General features: G+C 73.8%; 21 protein-coding genes. 14 read left to right on the top strand and 7 right to left on the bottom strand.

The genetic code is table 11. From position 1 onward, the window contains the following. Positions 1-67: 67 nt before the first annotated feature. From AC069X_RS31940 to ygfZ, 4 genes are all read left to right on the top strand, one after another. Positions 68-355 (top strand): hypothetical protein, encoded by a 288-nt coding sequence (locus AC069X_RS31940; protein ID WP_478734081.1) that lies wholly within the window; start codon positions 68-70, stop codon positions 353-355. Between the two features lie 266 nt (positions 356-621). Then, positions 622-1,194: a heme-binding beta-barrel domain-containing protein gene (locus tag AC069X_RS31935; RefSeq protein WP_478734080.1), complete on the top strand. Its 573-nt coding sequence runs from the start codon at positions 622-624 to the stop codon at positions 1,192-1,194. Positions 1,195-1,315: 121 nt separating this feature from the next. Further along, entirely contained in the window at positions 1,316-1,756 is a 441-nt protein-coding gene (locus tag AC069X_RS31930) for a Fur family transcriptional regulator (protein ID WP_478734079.1), read from the top strand. Between the two features lie 20 nt (positions 1,757-1,776). Continuing rightward, positions 1,777-2,745 (top strand): CAF17-like 4Fe-4S cluster assembly/insertion protein YgfZ, encoded by a 969-nt coding sequence (gene ygfZ, locus AC069X_RS31925; RefSeq protein WP_478734077.1) that lies wholly within the window; start codon positions 1,777-1,779, stop codon positions 2,743-2,745. A gap of 35 nt (positions 2,746-2,780) precedes the next feature. On the opposite strand, the gene dtd is transcribed toward ygfZ, so the two are convergent. Then, on the bottom strand, positions 2,781-3,206 hold the full coding sequence (gene dtd / locus AC069X_RS31920; protein WP_042801357.1) for a D-aminoacyl-tRNA deacylase: 426 nt from the start codon (positions 3,204-3,206) through the stop codon (positions 2,781-2,783). Positions 3,207-3,339: 133 nt separating this feature from the next. Between dtd and AC069X_RS31915 the strand changes: the two genes are divergently transcribed. From AC069X_RS31915 to AC069X_RS31900, 4 genes are all read left to right on the top strand, one after another. Next, complete coding sequence (locus AC069X_RS31915; protein ID WP_478734075.1) at positions 3,340-3,945, top strand: RsiG family protein; 606 nt, start codon at positions 3,340-3,342, stop codon at positions 3,943-3,945. Between the two features lie 91 nt (positions 3,946-4,036). Further along, positions 4,037-5,281 (top strand): GNAT family N-acetyltransferase, encoded by a 1,245-nt coding sequence (locus AC069X_RS31910; protein WP_478734073.1) that lies wholly within the window; start codon positions 4,037-4,039, stop codon positions 5,279-5,281. A 115-nt stretch (positions 5,282-5,396) separates the two neighbouring features. Continuing rightward, positions 5,397-6,182: a putative protein N(5)-glutamine methyltransferase gene (locus AC069X_RS31905; protein WP_478734166.1), complete on the top strand. Its 786-nt coding sequence runs from the start codon at positions 5,397-5,399 to the stop codon at positions 6,180-6,182. Positions 6,183-6,241: 59 nt separating this feature from the next. Next, entirely contained in the window at positions 6,242-7,156 is a 915-nt protein-coding gene (locus tag AC069X_RS31900) for a sigma-70 family RNA polymerase sigma factor (RefSeq protein ID WP_478734164.1), read from the top strand. Between the two features lie 87 nt (positions 7,157-7,243). Here the strand turns inward: AC069X_RS31900 and AC069X_RS31895 are convergent, their stop codons facing one another. Beyond that, on the bottom strand, positions 7,244-8,149 hold the full coding sequence (locus tag AC069X_RS31895; protein ID WP_478734072.1) for an NAD(P)-dependent oxidoreductase: 906 nt from the start codon (positions 8,147-8,149) through the stop codon (positions 7,244-7,246). An 84-nt stretch (positions 8,150-8,233) separates the two neighbouring features. Between AC069X_RS31895 and AC069X_RS31890 the strand changes: the two genes are divergently transcribed. Beyond that, the gene (locus AC069X_RS31890; protein ID WP_478734070.1) at positions 8,234-8,602 is read left to right on the top strand and encodes a winged helix-turn-helix transcriptional regulator; all 369 of its coding nucleotides are present in this window, start codon (positions 8,234-8,236) and stop codon (positions 8,600-8,602) included. Positions 8,603-8,702: 100 nt separating this feature from the next. Here the strand turns inward: AC069X_RS31890 and AC069X_RS31885 are convergent, their stop codons facing one another. Then, the gene (locus AC069X_RS31885; RefSeq protein ID WP_478734068.1) at positions 8,703-9,365 is read right to left on the bottom strand and encodes a maleylpyruvate isomerase N-terminal domain-containing protein; all 663 of its coding nucleotides are present in this window, start codon (positions 9,363-9,365) and stop codon (positions 8,703-8,705) included. 294 nt (positions 9,366-9,659) lie between these two features. On the opposite strand from AC069X_RS31885, the gene AC069X_RS31880 reads away from it, so the two are divergent. The 3 genes from AC069X_RS31880 (at position 9,660) to AC069X_RS31870 (ending at position 11,124) form a co-directional block, all read left to right on the top strand. Further along, positions 9,660-10,082 (top strand): helix-turn-helix domain-containing protein, encoded by a 423-nt coding sequence (locus AC069X_RS31880; protein WP_478734066.1) that lies wholly within the window; start codon positions 9,660-9,662, stop codon positions 10,080-10,082. Positions 10,083-10,105: 23 nt separating this feature from the next. Then, positions 10,106-10,669 carry a hypothetical protein gene (locus AC069X_RS31875; protein ID WP_478734064.1) on the top strand — a complete coding sequence of 188 codons (564 nt, stop codon included), beginning with the start codon at positions 10,106-10,108 and terminating at the stop codon, positions 10,667-10,669. Positions 10,670-10,785: 116 nt separating this feature from the next. Continuing rightward, a complete protein-coding gene (locus AC069X_RS31870) occupies positions 10,786-11,124 on the top strand; it encodes a DUF2516 family protein (RefSeq protein WP_478734062.1) in 339 nt (112 codons plus the stop codon). Between the two features lie 24 nt (positions 11,125-11,148). Here AC069X_RS31870 and AC069X_RS31865 read toward each other — a convergent pair whose 3' ends face one another. The 3 genes from AC069X_RS31865 to AC069X_RS31855 all read right to left on the bottom strand — a co-directional run bounded on the left by AC069X_RS31865 (position 11,149) and on the right by AC069X_RS31855 (position 14,869). Continuing rightward, positions 11,149-12,411: a PP2C family protein-serine/threonine phosphatase gene (locus AC069X_RS31865; protein WP_478734060.1), complete on the bottom strand. Its 1,263-nt coding sequence runs from the start codon at positions 12,409-12,411 to the stop codon at positions 11,149-11,151. A 299-nt stretch (positions 12,412-12,710) separates the two neighbouring features. Beyond that, positions 12,711-13,823: a C40 family peptidase gene (locus AC069X_RS31860; RefSeq protein WP_478734058.1), complete on the bottom strand. Its 1,113-nt coding sequence runs from the start codon at positions 13,821-13,823 to the stop codon at positions 12,711-12,713. Between the two features lie 233 nt (positions 13,824-14,056). Further along, the gene (locus tag AC069X_RS31855) at positions 14,057-14,869 is read right to left on the bottom strand and encodes a class I SAM-dependent methyltransferase (RefSeq protein ID WP_478734057.1); all 813 of its coding nucleotides are present in this window, start codon (positions 14,867-14,869) and stop codon (positions 14,057-14,059) included. A gap of 223 nt (positions 14,870-15,092) precedes the next feature. Between AC069X_RS31855 and mshA the strand changes: the two genes are divergently transcribed. Next, positions 15,093-16,475, top strand: coding sequence for a D-inositol-3-phosphate glycosyltransferase (mshA, locus tag AC069X_RS31850; RefSeq protein ID WP_478734055.1), 1,383 nt, complete (start codon positions 15,093-15,095; stop codon positions 16,473-16,475). Further along, positions 16,468-16,977 carry a type III secretion system chaperone family protein gene (locus AC069X_RS31845; RefSeq protein WP_478734053.1) on the top strand — a complete coding sequence of 170 codons (510 nt, stop codon included), beginning with the start codon at positions 16,468-16,470 and terminating at the stop codon, positions 16,975-16,977. The genes mshA and AC069X_RS31845 overlap by 8 nt, the downstream gene beginning before the upstream one ends. 65 nt (positions 16,978-17,042) lie before the next feature. Here AC069X_RS31845 and AC069X_RS31840 read toward each other — a convergent pair whose 3' ends face one another. Next, positions 17,043-18,326 carry an MDR family MFS transporter gene (locus AC069X_RS31840; RefSeq protein ID WP_478734051.1) on the bottom strand — a complete coding sequence of 428 codons (1,284 nt, stop codon included), beginning with the start codon at positions 18,324-18,326 and terminating at the stop codon, positions 17,043-17,045. Positions 18,327-18,461: the final 135 nt, after the last annotated feature.

The following is an 18,461-nucleotide window of genomic DNA, read 5'->3' as shown; positions in this document are numbered from 1 at the left end:
GTCCACCGAGGACGACGGCCGCTGGATCTATCCGGACACCGGCCTGAAGCTGGAGAATGACTCCGCGGTGAGCGCGGACACCTTCACCGGCTGCGGTCCCGACATGAACCTGAACGGCGTCGACCGCATCCAGACCGACGACGCCTGGGGCAGGGCCCGGGCCGCCCAGGCGGCCCCCGACGCCACGGGCGTCACCGTCCTGGAGGAGTCCGCTCCGTCCGGCGACGAACAGATCAGGGCCGGGTGCGTCCAGTCGGGTGACATCCAGGCCGTGATCCTCCAGTCCCGCAAGGGCACGGCCGGAGCCGTGCCGCTCCACCAGGCGGTGATCCTCCAGCAGCAGCTGCTGGGCTGACCGGCCGGGGCCGTTACGGCCTACCTCACACCGTGCGCCGGGCCCCGGGCCAGTAGGCTTGGGGACCGGCCCGTCCACCCGCACCGAATCCTCCGAGGAGCACCCCGTGCTTGAGGCAGTCTTCACCTCCCTGCTGGTCCTGGTCTGCGTCGGCGTCCTCGCCTTCACCGGCCTGGCCGTCAAGAAGCTGTACCAGGGTCAGCGCTGAGCATCCGCCCAGCCGACCGCCCCGGAACCCCTCCCACAGATCGCCTGAGCAGCCAACCATGATCCAGATCCCGTCCGACCTGAACCCGGGCCTCGTCCCCCTCGCCTTCCTCCTCGGCACCTGGGAAGGCGCCGGCGTGTTCGACTTCCCCGGCGAGGAGAAGTGCAACTTCGGCCAGGAAGTCGTCTTCAGCCACGACGGCCGGGACTTCCTGGAGTACACCTCCCACACCTGGGCGCTCGACGCCGAGGGCAACAAGGTGCGGCCGCTGGAGTCCGAGTCGGGCTACTGGCGCATCGACAAGGACCGCAAGGTCGAGATCGTCATGGTGCGCGACCAGGGCGTCGTCGAGGTCTGGTACGGCGAGCTCGCCGACCAGAAGCCCCAGATCGACCTCGTCACGGACGCCGTGGCCCGTACGGCCGCCTCCGGCCCGTACAGCGGCGGGAAGCGCCTCTACGGCTACGTGAAGAGCGACCTCATGTGGGTCGGCGAGAAGGCCACCCCCGACGTCGAGCTGCGCCCCTACATGTCGGCCCAGCTCAAGAAGGTCGTCACCCCGGAGGAGATCGCCGACATGGCGCGCAACCTCCCGGAGCTCCCGGAAGACGGCATCGCCTTCTTCCGCTGAGCCGGCCGGGCCGGCGTCCGGGCCCGCAGGGCCACGGGCACGGACACAGGCACAGGCACAGGCACCCGGAAAGGGGACCGCGGACTGACCGCGGTCCCCTTTCCGCGCTTACACTGGCCGGGTGGTGACCACCGACTGGAAGAGCGACCTGCGGCAGCGCGGCTACCGGCTGACACCGCAGCGCCAGCTCGTGCTCGAAGCGGTAGACGCCCTGGAGCACGCCAGCCCCGACGAGATCCTCGCGGAGGTCCGCAAGACCGCCTCCGGGGTGAACATCTCCACCGTCTACCGGACCCTGGAGCTCCTGGAGGAGCTCGGCCTGGTCTCCCACGCCCACCTCGGGCACGGAGCCCCCACCTACCACCTCGCCGACCGGCACCACCACATCCACCTCGTCTGCCGCGAATGCACCGGCGTCATCGAGGCCGACGTGGACATCGCCGACGAGTTCACGGCGAAGCTGCGCTCCACCTTCGGCTTCGAGACCGACATGAAGCACTTCGCGATCTTCGGACTGTGCGAGAAGTGCGCGGCGGCCAAGCGCCAGGCGGGCTCCGCGTAGCGGGGTCGTAGGCTGGTGGCATGACCAGCAGCCCCTTGCTCCATCTCCCCGGCGCCGTAGAGGCCGAAGGCCGTGACGAGGGCGTCGCCGCCCACTACGGAGAGCTCTACGGCGAACAGCGCGCCCTGGCCGACGGCCGCGGCTTCGTCGACCTGTCCCACCGCGGCGTCGTCACCGTCACCGGCGCGGACCGGCTGAGCTGGCTGCACCTGCTGATCACCCAGCACGTCAGCGACCTCCCCGCCGGGCAGGCCACCGAGGCGCTGATCCTCTCCGCCAACGGGCACATCGAGCACGCCCTCTACCTCGTCGACGACGGCGAGACGGTCTGGGCGCACGTCGAACCGGGCACCCAGGAGGCGCTCCTCGGCTACCTGGAGTCGATGAAGTTCTTCTACCGCGTCGAAGTCGCCGACCGCACCGCCGACTTCGCCGTCGTCCACCTCCCGGCCGGCTCGATCGCCGAGGTCGCCAAGGAGCACGTCGTACGCGAGACCGCGCACGGCCGGGACGTCTTCCTGCCCCGCGCCGACCTGGAGGCCTTCGCCGCCGCCCACGGCCCCGCCGCCGGACTCCTCGCCTACGAGGCCCTGCGCGTCGAGGCCCACCGGCCGCGCGTCGGCCTGGAGACCGACCACCGCACCATCCCGCACGAGCTGGGCTGGATCGGCACCGCCGTGCACCTCCAGAAGGGGTGCTACCGCGGCCAGGAGACCGTCGCCCGCGTCCACAACCTGGGGAAGCCCCCGCGCCGCCTGGTCTTCCTGCACCTGGACGGCTCCGAGGTGCTGCTCCCGGCGCACGGAACGCCCGTACGGCTCGCGGCGGACGGGGAGGACGGCCGCCAGCTCGGCTTCGTCACCACCGCCGTGCGCCACCACGAGCTCGGCCCGATCGCACTCGCCCTGGTGAAGCGGAACGTCCCGGTCGACGCCCCGCTGCTGGCCGGGAACACGGCCGCCGCGCAGGAGGTCGTCGTAGCGCCCTGACCGCCGCGCGGCCATCCGGCCGCGCGGCCATCCGGCTACACGTCGATGACGATGGTGAACGGGCCGTGGTTCGTCAGCGAGACCCGCATGTCCGCGCCGAACCGGCCCGTCGCCACCGTCGCGCCCAGCGCCCGCAGCTGCGCCACGACCTCGTCGACCAGCGGCTCCGCCACCGGCCCGGGCGCGGCCGCGTTCCAGGTGGGGCGGCGGCCCTTGCGGGCGTCCCCGTACAGCGTGAACTGGGAGATCACCAGCAGCGGCGCGTCCACGTCGCTGCACGACTTCTCCGCCTCCAGGATCCGCACGGACCACAGCTTGCGGGCCAGTACCGCCGCCTTCTCCGGGGTGTCGTCGTGGGTCACCCCCACCAGCACGCACAGCCCCTCGCCGACGATCTCGCCGACCGTCTCGCCCGCCACGACGACGCTCGCGCCGTCCACCCTCTGCACCACTGCTCGCATACCACCTGTGTACCAGGAGTGCACCCGTCCGGGGCCGATCGGGTGGAGTGGGACTGCGTCCGCACCACGGAGAGTGGCACCATGCACGCAGGCGGTGCCCCCAGCACCGGTCGAGGGGACGGATACGAACGTCATGAACACTTCTGGTACCTCCGCACCTGCACCCGCGTCACCCGCGTCACCCGCCCCGGGCACTCCGGCCCCGGCCGGGGGCACGGCCGGGCGGCCCCCCGCGCAGCGCACCGGCGAGCCGCTGGGGCCGACCACCCCCGCCACCGCCCTCGGCCTGCCCGAGCTGCGCGCGATGCGGCGCGACGCGCAGCGCGACGAGGCCGACCTGAGCTACGTACGCAGGCTCCTCCAGGGCCGCATCGACATCCTGCGCGCCGAACTGGCCCGGCGTACGGACCCCGAGGCGCCGGTGGTGGACCGGCTCTCGGAGATCCTCGCCGACGCCCCGTCGAGCCGCAGCGCCTCCGCCCGGCACGTCACCCTGGGCACCCCGCACAACGAGGAGTACCGGCTGCTGGCCGCCGAGATGCTCTCCGACGTGGAGCTGTCGGACCTGGAGGCGCGCACGGACGGCGAACTGCACGACGCGATGGGCCGGCTGGTCCGGTACGAGCAGCAGGTCTCGCGGCGCCGCCAGCAGCTCCAGCGGATGGCCGACGACTCCAGCGCGGAGATCACCCGCCGCTACCGCGAGGGCGAGGCGCAGGTGGACGACCTGCTGGCGTAGCCGGTCCGGCGCGGACCGGCTCGCCGGCCCGTGCCGGGGCGGCGGAAATTGGGGCGACCGGTCCCGGACCCGGCGGTTAGCGTGGCCGGTCATGAGCGCTGACGTGCGGCCGATCGCCGCCTCCGAACTCCCCGCCTGGCTCACCACGTTGAACACGGGCTTCCTGACTCCGGGCGCGCCGACCGAATCCGATGTCGCCCAGCGCGCCGCCCACATCGACCTCGCGCGCGTACAAGGGGCCTTCGACAAGGAGACGGGGCGGTGCGTCGCCACCTTCCGCTCCTTCGCCCAGGAACTGACGGTGCCCGGCGGCGCCACCGTCGGGGCCAGCGCGATCTCGAACGTGGCCGTGCTGCCCACCCACCGCCGCCAGGGCCTGCTGACCCGCATGATGGAGGCCGAACTGGCCGCCTCCCACGCGCGCGGCGACGTCCTGTCCACCCTGATCGCCGCCGAGTACCCGATCTACGGCCGCTACGGCTACGGCGCCGCGACCGTCCACGCCGAATGGGAGGTCGACGTCGCCCGCACCGGTCTCGACCGCGGCCGCCCGGCGCCGGTCGGCGGCGGCCGGATCGACCTGGTCGACGCCGCCGGGGCGCGGCGCGTCGGGCCCGCCCTGCACGAGCGGCTGCGGGCCTCCCGGCACGGCATGGTCGACCGCGACGAGCGCTGGTGGAGCCTGAAGACCGGCCTGGAGCAGATGTCGCACCGCCCCTACCGGGAGCAGATGTACGCGGTGTACCGGGACGCGGCCGGCGAGGTGGCGGGGCTGGCGGCCTACCGGGCCGACGACCACTGGACGGACGCGAAGACCCCGCTGAACACCGTGCAGGTCGGTGACTTCCTCGCGCTGACCCCGCAGGCCGAGAAGGCGCTGTGGCACTTCCTGTGCTCCATCGACTGGGTGCTGAAGGTCCGCAGCGGCAACCGTGCCCCGGACGACCTGCTGCCGGAGCTGCTGCCCGACGCGCGGGCGGCCCGGCCGGTGTCGGCCGCCGACTTCCTGTGGGTGCGCGTGCTGGACGTCGTACGGGCGCTCGGCGCGCGGACGTACGCCGTGCCCGGGGTGCTCGTGCTGGAGGTCGACGACCCCAGCGGCCCGGCGGGCGGCCGCTACCGGCTGGACGCGGGCGCCGGCCGTTGCGTCCGTACCGAGGAGGAGGCCGGGCTGCGCCTCGACGTGTCCGCGTTGGGCTCCCTGTACCTGGGTGACGCGTCGGCGGTGCGGCTGGCCGCGCTGGGCCGGGCGGAGGAGCTGCGGCCGGGGGCCGTGGACCTCGCCGACGCGGTGTTCCGCACCGCGCGCCGGCCGTGGTGCCCGGACGTCTTCTGAGCCTTCGGAGCGGGGGACGTGACGGACGCGGCCTCCCGGCCGGGACCGTTGCCCGGCAGGGGCCTATCGTCGCCACCGGTGTCCGCGGACGCCGGCGTGGCGCAGAACCAAGAGGATTGAGTACGTGACATCGATTGTGGAACGGCTGCGCGCGGCCGGCTGCGTCTTCGCGGAGGAGGAGGCCGGCCTGCTGGCCGCGGCCGCCACCGACGAGGGACACCTGGCGGGCATGGTCGCCCGCCGGGTGGACGGCGAACCGCTGGAGCACGTCGTCGGCTGGGCGGAGTTCTGCGGGCTGCGCGTGGAGGTGGGCGCGGGGGCGTTCGTACCGCGCCGGCGCACCGAGTTCCTGGTGCAGGAGGCGGTGGAGCTGGCCCGGCCCGGTGCGGTGGTGCTGGACCTGTGCTGCGGGGTCGGTGCCCTCGGTGCGGCGGTGGCGGCCCAGGTCCCGGGCGGGGTCGAGCTGCACGTGGCCGACATCGACCCGGCGGCGCTGGCGTACGCGCGGCGCAACGTGGCCCCGTACGGGGGCGCGGTGTGGGAGGGCGACCTGTACGCGGCGCTCCCGGAGGAGCTGCGGGGGCGGGTGGACGTGCTGGTGGTCAACGCCCCGTACGTGCCGACGGGGGAGATCGGGCTGATGCCGTCCGAGGCGCGGGACCACGAGCCGCTGGTCTCCCTCGACGGCGGTTCGGACGGGCTGGACGTGCACCGCCGGGTCGCGGCGGAGGCGCTGCGCTGGCTCGCGCCGGGCGGGCACCTGCTGATCGAGACGAGTGCCCGGCAGGCGCCGCTGACGGCGTCCGCGCTGACCGGCGGCGGTCTCGTGGTGCGGGCGGTCACCTCGGAGGAGCTCTACGCGACGGTGGTCATCGGACGGGCGCCGGCTGCGGCTGCCTGAGGGAGCTGAGGGGACGGGTGGACGTGGACGTGGACGCGGGTGTGGGTGTGGGTGTGGGTGTGGACGAGGGCCGGGGCGACGGCGAGGGCCGGGACGGCGGGGTTTCGCTGACGGAGCGTTTCGAGGAGCACCGCGGGCATCTGCGGGCGGTCTCCTACCGGATGCTCGGTTCGCTCAGCGAGGCCGACGACGCCGTCCAGGAGGCCTGGCTGCGGCTGGACCGCACCGACGTGAGCGGGGTCGGGAACCTCGGCGGCTGGCTGACGACGGTGGTCTCGCGGATCTGCCTCAACCTGCTGCGGGCGCGCGAGACGCGGCGCGAGGACCCGGTGGAGCGGCTGGAGGTACGGGTCCCGGACCCGCTGATCAGCCCCGGGCGGCGGATCGACCCCGAGCAGGAGGTGCTGCTCGCGGACTCGGTCGGGCTGGCGCTGATGGTGGTGATGGAGTCGCTGGCCCCGGCGGAGCGGCTGGCGTTCGTCCTGCACGACATGTTCGCGGTGCCGTTCGAGGAGATCGCCCCGCTGATCGAGAAGTCCGCCGCGGCGACCCGGCAGCTGGCCAGCCGCGCGCGCCGCAAGGTGCAGGGGCAGGCCCCGGCTCCGGACGCGGACCTCGCCCGCCAGCGGGCGGCGGTGGACGCCTTCTTCGCCGCCGCGCGGGACGGGGAGTTCGAGGCGCTGGTCGCGGTGCTGGACCCGGACGTGGTCCTGCGCTCCGACGGCGGTGCGGGCGGCGCGGCGGACGCGGTGCTGCGCGGGGCGCGGACGGTGGCGGGCCGGGCGGTCACGTACAGCTCGCTGTCGCCGTTCGTGCGCCCGGCGCTGATCAACGGCGCCGCCGGTGTGGTGGTGGTGCGCAAGGACCGGGCGGTTTCGGTGATGGCCTTCACCGTCGTCGACGGCAGGATCGCCGCGATCGACGCCCTGTCCGATCCGGAGCGGCTGAAGCTGCTCGACGTCACGGGGCTCTAGGGCCGACGGGGCGGCCGGGGCGAGGGGCGGCCGGGGCCGAGGGGCGGCCGGGTGGCAGCCCCTCGGCCCGCCGGGCCGTGCGGGGTGTCAGGCCGTGGCGGGCACGGCCGTCCTGCCGAGGAGTTCGGCGACGCGGACGAAGCCGTCGCCGCCGTGGCCGTGGGCGATCGCCCGCTGGGCCAGGCCCTCGGTCGCGCGCATCAGGGACGCCTCGATGCCGTGCGCCTCGGAGGCGTGGATGATGTGGGCCATGGACGAGGCTCCCGAGGTCAGCGGGTTGAGCTCGCCGGAGTAGCTCCCGCTGTCCACGTCCGCGGCGAACTCCGCGAAGAGCGGCGGCAGGATCGCGGCGATCCCCTGGGCGAACGGGGCCAGTTCCCCGGCGCTGACGCCCTCGGCCTTCGCGACCGCCAGGGCGTGGGCGTAGCCGGCCATCGAGGTCCAGAAGATGTCCAGGAGGGCGATGTCGTACGCCGCCGCGCGGCCGATGTCCTCGCCGAGGTGGGTGTGGGTGCCGCCGAGGGCGTCCAGCACCGGCCGGTGCTCGCGGTAGAGCTCTTCCGGGCCGCTGTGGATGAACACGGCGTCCGGGGTGCCGATGGTCGGCGTCGGGGTCATGATCGCGCCGTCGAGGTAGGGGATGCCGTGGCCGGCGGCCCAGGCGCCGGTGTCCCGGGCGCGGCCGGGGGTGTCGGCGGTCAGGTTGACGAGGGTGCGGCCCTTGAGGGCGGTGGTGACGGCGTCGGACCGCAGGATCGCGTCGGAGGCGTCGTAGTTGACCACGCAGACCACGGTCAGGGCGCTGGCGGCGACCGCCTCCTGGGCCGACGGCGCGGTGATCGCACCCCGTGCGACGAGGTCGCCGTCGCGGCCGGGGGTGCGGTTCCAGACGGTGGTGCGCACTCCGGCGGCCAGGAAGGCGCCCGCCAGGGCCCGGCCCATCGGGCCGAGGCCGAGTACGGTGACGGTCGGCTGCTGGGTGGACGAGGACATGGCTCAACTCCCATGAAAATATGAGCTATACGAGAAAAGGTCGTGTGAAAGACGTGCGGGGCAGCACAGGGGGAGGGCAGGGGAATGACGCGCAGTCGCGCCCAGGATCCGAACGTCTGCGGGGTGACCGCGGCGATGGCCGTGATCGACGGGAAGTGGAAGACGTCCCTGCTGTGGATGCTGGAGGACGGTCCCCAGCGTCCGGGTGAGCTGCGGCGCCGGCTGCCCGGCCTCAGCGAGAAGGTGCTGACCCAGGCGCTCCGCGAGATGGAGGCCGACGAGATCGTGCACCGGGAGGTGCACGACGTACTGCCGTTGAAGACCGAGTACTCCCTGACCGACTTCGGCCGGGCACTCGCGGAGGCGGTGGCGCCGCTGTCCGACTGGGGCCACCGGCGGCTGGACCGGATGGCGGAGTCCCGGATGGCGGAGTCCCGCCGCGCGGCTTCCTGAACCCTTCCTCCCGGCCGCCGGACCAGCATCACCCGGCGGCGGCCACCCGCCAAGTACCCACAAAAAGGTGGGTACTCGGGTGGGTCCGGCGGGCGTCCGGCTAGCTCAGGACGAGCGGCACCCGGGTGCCCAGCTGCCCGGCCCCCTCCAGTGCGGCCTTCTCGGCGGCGGTCGGGGCGCGGCGGCCGGTGCCGACCAGCAGGGCGTCCTCGTCGGAGAACGACGGCGGGAACGCCGCCCCCGCGATGCGCTCCAGCAGGGCCCGGGCCCCGGCGAGGCCCTCGGCGGGCGGGCGCGGCGCGTGCGGGAGGTGCGCGACGAGGTCGAGGTGGTGCAGCGTCCACTCCAGGACGTACGCGGACAGGTAGTCGCCGGCGGTGAGCACCTGGTCGCGGGTGCCGACCCGGGCGCAGCGGTCGGCGAGCCCGGCGGCGCGGCCGGCGGCGGAGCCGACGTCGTCGAGGTGGAACGTGAGCAGCCACGGCTCCCCGTACGCGGCGGCCAGCCGCACGGTCAGCGCGTCGAGGGGATCCTGCGCGGCCGGGTCCGCACCGGTCTCCCAGTAGCTCGCGGCGTCGCGGGTGGGCTCGGCGTCGGCGGGGGTGGCGAGGGTGATCAGCACGTCCTGGGCGTCGATGACCAGGTGGCACACCAGATCCCGCACGAGCCACCCCCGGCAGCCGGACGGCTGCCCGAAGTCCGCGTCGGAGAGCCCGGCGACCGCCGCGCGCAGCGCCGCCCACGACCGTGAGAAGAGGTCCACGCCCGCAAGCTAGCAGCGGCCGGGTGCCGGCGGGCGGGATCCGACGCGGCCCTGGCCGAAAGCCGGGCCGGGGCGGCCGGTCCGGCGCAGGTGGTAGGCCCGCGTCACCCCGGCCGGCAGCGGCCCCCGGGCCGCCATGCTCCCGCGCACCGGCGGGGCGCCGCGTCCCCCGGCGGTTCCGGCCGCCTCCCCCGGACGGGGGAGGCGCGGGGGTACCCGGGGGCGAGGCCCGGGGGTGGGAGCTATTGCTAGCAAGCGCTTGCAATAGTTAGCAGGGTGCGGCAGGATCGGGGCATGGCATCGCTCAACGTCGGAAACCTCGGCGAATACCTCCGTGAGCAGCGGCGGCAGGCCCAGCTTTCGCTGCGGCAGCTGGCCGACGCGGCGGGGGTGTCGAATCCGTACCTGAGCCAGATCGAGCGCGGGCTGCGCAAGCCGAGCGCGGACATCCTCCAGCAGCTGGCCAAGGCGCTGCGGATCTCCGCCGAGACGCTGTACGTGCAGGCCGGGATCCTCGACGAGCGGGACCGGGACGAGGTGGAGACGCGGGCCGTCATCCTCTCCGACCCGTCGATCAACGAGCGGCAGAAGCAGGTGCTGCTCCAGATCTACGACGCGTTCCGCAAGGAGAACGCGCTGGAGGCCGACGAGGCTCCCGGTGACGGCGCGGCAGCCGGCGGTGCCGGTGACGACGCCGCGATGCCCCCTACGAACTGACTGTGATCCGGGAGGACCCGCACATGGCCATCGCCGATGACCTGAAGAAGACCCTCACCGACCCCACCCCGCTCTACTTCGCCGCCGGTACGGCCGACCTCGCCGTCCAGCAGGCCAAGAAGGTGCCCGCGCTGATCGAGCAGCTGCGCACCGAGGCCCCCGCGCGCATCGAGGCCGTGAAGAACACCGACCCGAAGGCCGTGCAGGAGGCCGTCACCGCCAAGGTCACCGAGGTGTTCGGCTCGATCGACCCGAAGAAGCTCGGCGAGACCGCCCAGGACCTCGCGCTGCGCGGCGTCGGGGTCGCCGCCGAGTACGCCGTCCGGGCCAAGGAGACCTACGACAAGGTCGCCGAGCACGGCGAGCAGACCGTACGGGCCTGGCGCGGCGAGGTCGCCGACGAGATCGTCGACATCGCGGAGGCCGTCGAGCCGGAGCCCGCGCAGGAGCCCGCGCAGGAGCCGGCCGAAGCCCGGGACGAGGCGCCGGCGGAGGCCGCCGGCGAGGAGAAGCCCGCCGCGAAGAAGTCCGCCGCGCGTCGCGGAACGGCCAAGAAGGCCGCCGCCACGCCCGGCGAAGAGGCCTGAACGGCCGGAAATCGGGCCGGGCACCCGGCGGGTGCCCGGTTCGTTGCCGTTTGGGAAGGCGGCTCCGGCGGTAGCGTGGAGTCAGTGGTGCCGGATGCGAAAAGGCGGTCGAGACGATGCTGATGCAGGGATTCGATAACGGGGTCCTCCCCTTGCTCGGCTACGCCATGCTGGCCCTCGCCGTGGCGGCCTTCGTGCTGGCGCTGCTCGCGCGCGAGGACGCGTACCGGGCCGCCGACAAGCAGACGAAGACCTTCTGGCTGGTCATCCTCGGGGTGACCGTCCTCGTGGACTTCTTCCTCGGGATGCTGTTCCTGCAGATCGCGGGCCTGGTGGCGAGCATCGTGTTCTTCGTCGACGTCCGCCCCGCGCTCAAGCAGGTTTCGGGCGGCGGTCCGCGCCGCGGCGGCAGCAGCAGCGACGGCCCGTACGGGCCGTACAACGGCGGCCGCTGAGCCGCCGCCCGGGTCCGCGGGGCCCTAGCCGGCCGCGCGGGAGAGCAGGACGACGGCCACGTCGTCCGTCAGCTCGCCGCCGTTGAGGCGGCGGGCCTCGGTGACGGACGCCTCCAGCAGCGCCTCGCCGCTCAGGCCGCGCTCGATGTGCCGGTTGATCATCTCGACCATGCCGTCCTGCCCGAGGCGCTCGCGGCCGTCGCCGATGCGGCCCTCGATGAGGCCGTCGGTGTAGAGCATCAGGCTCCACGTGCCGCCCAGGTCGACCTGGCGGCGGGGCCAGCGGGCCCGGGGGAGCAGCCCGAGCGCCGGGCCGCTGTTCTCGTACGGGAGCAGCCGGGCGGGCCCGCCCGGCCGGGATATCAGCGGCGCCGGGTGCCCGGCCAGGCACAGGCCCGCGCGCCGGCCGTCCGGGGAGATGTCCACCGTGCACAGCGTCGCGAAGATCTCCTCGCAGGGCCGCTCCACCTCCAGCACCTCCTGGAGGGTGGCGAGCAGGTCGTCCCCGCACAGCCCGGCCAGGGTCAGGGCCCGCCAGGCGATCCGCAGCTCGACGCCGAGGGCCGCCTCGTCGGGGCCGTGCCCGCAGACGTCGCCGATCATCGCGTGGACGGTGCCGTCCGGGGTGCGGACGGTGTCGTAGAAGTCCCCGCCGAGCAGGGCCCGGCTGCGGCCGGGACGGTAGCGGGCGGCGAAGCGGAGGTCGGAGCCCTCCAGGAGGGGAGTGGGGAGCAGTCCGCGCTCCAGGCGGGCGTTCTCCTGGGCGCGCAGTTTCGATTCTGCAAGCTTGTACTGGGCGATGTCGGCCCGTTTTCTCTCCACGGCGTAGCGGATGGCCCGGCTCAGCAGCCGGCCGTCGAGCTCGTCGCGGTAGAGGAAGTCCTGGGCACCGACGCGCACGGCCTCGGCGGCGCGGTCGGCGTCGGCCTCGCCGGTCAGTACGAGCACGGCGTGCCGCGGGGCGATGCGGAGGACCTCGCGCAGGGCGCCGAGACCGTCCTCGCCGGGGCCGGGCAGGGCCAGGTCCAGCAGGACGCAGTGCACGTCGGGGGTGAGCAGCCGCGCGGCCTCGGTGAGGTTGCGGGCGCTGCGGATGCGGATCCGGTGGCCGTCGGCGTCGAGGATCTCGGGGACGGTGAGGCCGCCCGCGGGGTCGTCCTCCACCACCAGCAGCGTCAGCGACGCCTGCGGTGCGGGGCCGCTGTCCGTGGCCGGGGTGTCCCTCTGCCGCGGTACGGGTACGGGCATCGTCTCCGGTTCCTTGCCTCCCCCCGAAGGTGCGCTCATGCGGCAGACCCTAGCGGGCTGGTGCGGGCGAGCGGAATGGCCGCCGGGGGAGGGCCGCCGTCATATGCCCTCATCGCGGGGGAAAACCGTGCCGCCGGGATGACCAACGTCACGGCCGGGCCGGTGGGCGTCCCGCCCACCGAGACCCGGGCTCCGCCCGGGGCGGTAGCGCCCTGTAGTGACCCGTACGCGGGCCCGGCAGGGCGGCTCCGGAGCGGGGTCCGGGCAGGCGGCTCCGGACCGGGGTGCCGGCACCCCGGCCCGGAGCCCCGGGGTACCGGTCACCGCCCGGCCAGGGCCTACGCGTCGGGGCGGACCACCGCCTTGATCGGCATCGAGCCGGCGCCCGCCATGGTCACCGAACGGCCCGGGCGCGGGGCGTGGACCATCGCGCCGTCGCCCACGTACATGCCCACGTGGGTCGCGTCGTCGAAGTAGATGATGAGGTCCCCCGGGCGCATGTCCTTCATCGCGACCTTCGGCAGCAGTCGCAGTTGCTCCTGCGAGGTGCGCGGGATCCCCCGCCCCGCCGCCAGCCAGGCCTGCGAGGTCAGTCCGGAGCAGTCGAAGGAGTCCGGACCCGTGGCGCCCCACACGTACGGCTTCCCGATCTGCGCCGTCGCCCACTGCACGGCCCGCTTGCCCGCGTCCGTCGCGGCGCCGTTGACGTCCTTCATCGCGCCCGACGACAGCCACGCCGTCTGCGCCTTGTACTGCGCTTCCTGCTCCAGCTGGAGCAGCCGGGCCTTCTCCTCGGCCTCCAGCCTGCTCTCCAGGGCCTCCGCCGCCTTGATCTTCTCCTCGATCTCCTTCTTGGCGGCTTCCTTCTTGACCCTGTTCTCCTCCATCTTCTGCCAGAGCGCGCCCGCTTCCTTCGCGTACCGCTCCAAGTCGGTCTGGGTGCGGTTCAGTTCGGACAGCAGGTCCGTGGTGGCCTTCTCGCCCTGCCGCAACCGCCCCGTCCCGTCCAGGAAGTCGGACGGGCTGTCGCTCAACGCCAGCCGCGCGCCCGGCGGGAGTCCGCCCGAGCGGTACTGGGCGCGGGCCGCGGCGCCCGCGCGGTTCTTCAGGGAGGAGATCCGGTCCTGGCCCGCCACCACCAGGTTGGCGATCTGCACGATGCGCTCGGACTGCGCCTTGGTCTCGCCCTCCGCGAGGTTGTACGCGTCGGTCGCGCTGCCGGCCTGCCGGTAGAGGCCGTCTATCTCCTTGCGGACCTGCTCCAGGGACTTGGCGCCCGGCTCGGGCGCGGGAGCCGCCGGCGCGGCGGGGGCCGAGGGGGCCGAGGGTGCGCCGGGAGCCGCGTACGCGGTGCCCGCGATCCCCGGGGCCGCCAGTATCGCCATGGCGCACAGCAGCGTGAGGGCGGACACTCCCCGCCGGCGCGACGACGCTCGCTTCACGGTCCCCATGGCTCCCCCAGGTGCCCCGGGTCAGACCGATGTCGCGGGGCGGACCGGGCGTACCGGACCGGACATCAGATCTGACTATTCATCAGTAACTTGGCACTGTCACCGGGATGGTGCCATGACTCGGTGAATTCCAACACCCTCCGGATGCCTCCCCGATCATGACCGGCCACACCCCGACCGTCCCAGCCGACTCAACGGGCCGCCCCCGACGCCGGTTCCCCACCGCGCGAGGTTCACCCCGCCGGGCGCAACGCCTCCCAGCGCACCGTCAGTTCCCCCTGCCGCCACCGCACCGGACCGTCCGCCAGCGGCCAGTCCGCGGCCAGCGCCCGCGCCGTCCGGATCCACCGCTGCCGCGCCCCGTACGAGGCGTACGGAGCCGCCGCCGCCCACGCCCGGTCGAAGTCACGCAGGAACGCGTGCACCGGCTCACCCGGCACGTTCCGGTGGATCAGCGCCTTCGGCAGCCGCTCCGCCAGGTCCGACGGCCGCTCCAGCGACCCCAGCCGCGTCGCGAACGTCACCGTGCGCGGCCCCTCCGGCCCCAGCGCCACCCACACGTGCCGCCGGCCGATCTCGTCGCAGGTCCCCTCCACCAGCAGCCCGCCCGGAGCCAGCCGGCCGCACAGCCGCTCCCACACCTCCGCGACCTGCTCCTCGTCGTACTGCCGCAGTACGTTCGCCGCCCGGATCAGCGCCGGACGCTCCCCGCCGTCCAGCGGCACCTCGAAGCCGCCGTGCCGGAAGGCCAGCCCCTCCCGCTCGTACGGCTTCGCCCCCGCCACCCGCGCCGGCTCGATCTCGATGCCGACCACCCGCACCGCCGGAGCCGCCGCCCGCAGCCGCGCCAGCAGCTCCACCGCCGTCCACGGCGCCGCCCCGTACCCCAGGTCCACCGCCACCGGCGCGTCCGCCCGGCGCAGCGCCGGCCCGTGCGCGGCGGCGATCCAGCGGTCCATGCGGCGCAGCCGGTTCGGGTTCGTCGTCCCGCGCGTCACGGTGCCCACGGGGCGCTTCGGGGAGGGCGGAGTACTGCGGGAGACCATGCGCCGAGCGTAAGCGGAGCGCGCGGCCAGGATGAAAATCCGGAAAACGCACAGGAACTTCCCGGCTCCCGGAATGCGGCGGACCGCCATCCGGGTTGCACTCCTTGCAGGGCGCCGACCGCGCTCCCGCAGCCATGCCGCCCCACCGGCGCTGCCGTCCCGCCCGCCAGGGCGGGGACGCAGTGGACCGCAGACCGTCGTCCGAGCGAGAGGAACTGCTCCCTTGAGCCAGTACGTGTCCCGCCTCGGCGGCAGCATCAGCGGCCGCATCGCCGCCGCCCGCGGCGCCCGACCCGACGCCCCCCGCCTGCGCCTCCCGGCCGTCGGCCACCACCGCAAACCCCGCCGGGTGGCCATGCTCAGCGTGCACACCTCACCGCTGCACCAGCCCGGCACCGGCGACGCCGGGGGCATGAACGTCTACATCGTCGAGCTGGCCAAGCGCCTCGCCGCGATCAACATAGAGGTCGAGGTCTTCACCCGCGCCACCGCCGGCGGCCTGCCGCCCGTCGTGGAACTCGCGCCCGGAGTCCTCGTACGGCACGTCGACGCCGGCCCCTACGAAGGCCTCGCCAAGGAAGAGCTGCCCGCCCAGCTGTGCGCCTTCACCCACGGCGTCATGCAGGCCTGGGCCGGCCACCGCCCCGGCTACTACGACCTCGTCCACTCCCACTACTGGCTCTCCGGCCACGTCGGCTGGCTCGCCGCCGAACGCTGGGGCGTACCGCTCGTGCACGCCATGCACACCATGGCCAAGGTCAAGAACGCCGCGCTCGCCGAGGGCGACACCCCCGAGCCCGCCGCCCGCGTCATCGGCGAGACCCAGATCGTCTCCGCCGCCGACCGGCTCATCGCCAACACCGCCGAAGAGGCCGAGGAACTCGTACGCCACTACGAGGCCGACCCCGGCAAGGTCGCCGTCGTCCACCCCGGCGTCAACCTCGACCGCTTCACCACCGGCGACGGCCGCGCCGCCGCCCGCGCCCGCCTCGGCCTTCCGCAGGACGCCGTGATCCCGCTCTTCGCGGGCCGGATCCAGCCCCTGAAGGCCCCCGACATCCTGCTCCGCGCCGTCGCCGAACTCGTCGACCGGGACCCCTCGCTGCGCCGCCGCCTCTTCGTCCCCGTCGTCGGCGGCCCCAGCGGCAGCGGCCTCGCCAAGCCCGAGGGGCTGCAGAAGCTCGCCGCGAAGCTCGGCATCACCGACCTCGTCCACTTCCACCCGCCGGTGGCCCAGGACCGGCTCGCCGACTGGTTCCGGGCGGCGTCCGTGCTGGTCATGCCGTCGTACAACGAGTCCTTCGGGCTCGTCGCCATCGAGGCCCAGGCCACCGGCACACCCGTCCTCGCGGCGGAGGTCGGCGGGCTGCCAGTCGCCGTCAACGACGGGGTCACCGGGATCCTCGTACCCGGACACGACCCGGTGGACTACGCCCGCGAGCTGCGGCGCTTCGTCGACGACCCCGGCCTCACGGCCCGCATGGGCGCCGAGGCCGCGCGGCACGCGCAGTTCTTCGGCTGGGACACCGCGGCCGCCGGCACCGCCGACGTGTATACGGCGGCCATGCACGATCACCGCCGTCGCGTACGCTCCCACCATGGCTGACACCGCCGCGGACGCCGTCGCCGACACGGCCGCGATCATCGAGTCCACGCTGGCCGGCGCCGAGCTGAGCTGGGAGAGCCCCGAGCCGGGCTCGTACGTCGTACAGCTCCCCGGCACCCGCAAGCTGAGCACCACCTGCTCCCTGCGGATCGGCCGGCACTCGCTGTCGGTCAACGCCTTCGTCATCCGCCACCCCGACGAGAACGAGGCCGGCGTCCACCGCTGGCTGCTGGAGCGCAACCTCAAGCTGTACGGGATGGCGTACGCGGTCGACCCGCTCGGCGACGTCTACCTCACGGCCCGGCTCCCGCTGTCGGTGGTCACCCCCGACGACCTGGACCGCCTCCTCGGCACGGTCCTGGAGGCCGCGGACGGCGCCTTCAACACCCTGCTGGAGCTCGGCTTCGCGGGGGCGATCCGGCGCGAGTACGAATGGCGCGTCGCGCGGGGCGAGTCGACGCGCAACCTCGACGCCTTCAGGAACCTGACGAAGCCTTCCTGACGCACCGGCCCGCTCCGGGGCCCCCGGGCCCCCGGAGCGCAGCGCCACCCCGCCCCCCGGAGGGGTCAGGCGGCCGACGCCGACGCCGCCGGACGCGTCCGCCCGGCAGCGGACCCGGCGGCCGGGACGGCGTCGGCCTCCGCCCCCTCCGGGAGCCCCCGCATCAGCAGCCAGTACCCCGCCGCCGCCACCGTCCCCAGCACACCCGTGGCCGCCCACAGCCACCCCGCCCCGTACCGGTCGATCACGAAACCGGCCATCAGCGGGGCCACCAGCGACGCCACCGCCCACGACATCGTGTACATGCCCTGGTAGCGCCCCCGCCCGTGCACCGGCGACAGCCGCACCACCAGCCCCATCTGCGTCGGCGAGTTCACGATCTCCGCCAGCGTCCACACGCACACCGTCAGCGCGTACGCCCACAGCGACCCCGCGAAGGCCGTCATCGCGAACCCGTACCCCGCCAGCAGCGCCGAGATAACCAGCAGCCGGCCCGGGTCGCGGTGCTCGATGAACCGCGTCACCGGGATCTGCAGCAGCACGATCAGCAGCCCGTTCGCCGCGACGACCAGCCCGTAGTCACCCGGCGAGAACCCGGCCTGCCCCATGGCCGCGGGCAGCCCCACCGAGCCCTGCGTGAAGATCAGCGAGATCAGGAACGACAGCCCGACCACCGCCATGAACGGCCCGTCCCGCAGCACGGTCCCCAGCCCGATCTCCGGAGCCGCCTCCGCGACCTCCCCCGCGTCCTTCACCGGACGCGACTCGGGCAGCTTCACGAACACCAGCACCGCGCACACCAGCGTCAGCGCCGCCTCGCCCAGGAACCCGGCCAGGTAGCTGTACTCCGCCACCACGCCCGCCACCACCGCGCTGATGCCGAAGCCCATGTTGATCGCCCAGTAGTTCAGGGCGAAGGCCCGGACCCGGTCCTCCGGCCGGACGATGTCCGCCATCATCGCGGAGACCGCCGGCCGCGAGGCGTTCGAGGTCATCCCGACCAGCGCCGCCACCGCGGCGATCGCCGCCGGATGCTCCATGAACCCCAGCAGGGCCACCGACAGCGCCGTCGACACGTTCGCCGCCAGCATCGTCGGCCGCCGCCCCAGCCGGTCGGTCATCACCCCCGCCACCAGCGAGGACACCACGCCGCCCAGCCCGTGCAGGGCCACCACCAGTCCCGCGAACGAGGCCGAGTAGCCCCGCTCCAGGGTCAGGTACAAGGTCATGAACGTCGCGACGAAAGCCCCGAGCCGGTTCACCAGCGTGCTGGCCCACAGCCACCAGAACGCACTCGGCAGCCCCGAGACGCTCTCCCGGGCAGCCCGTCTCAAACTGGCAGCGGACATGCGGATTCCCCCGAAGACGTAAGTACCAATGGATCTCCTGGCACGTTACGAACGGGGCCCGCGGCCGTCCACTGGATTGACGCCGTACGTCAATCGGGCGCGCGCGACCGCCCGCCGCCGTCCACTAGGCTCGTA

Source organism: Streptomyces sp. NPDC043896 (assembly GCF_056435605.1).
This window is presented reverse-complemented; position numbering and strand designations above follow the sequence as displayed.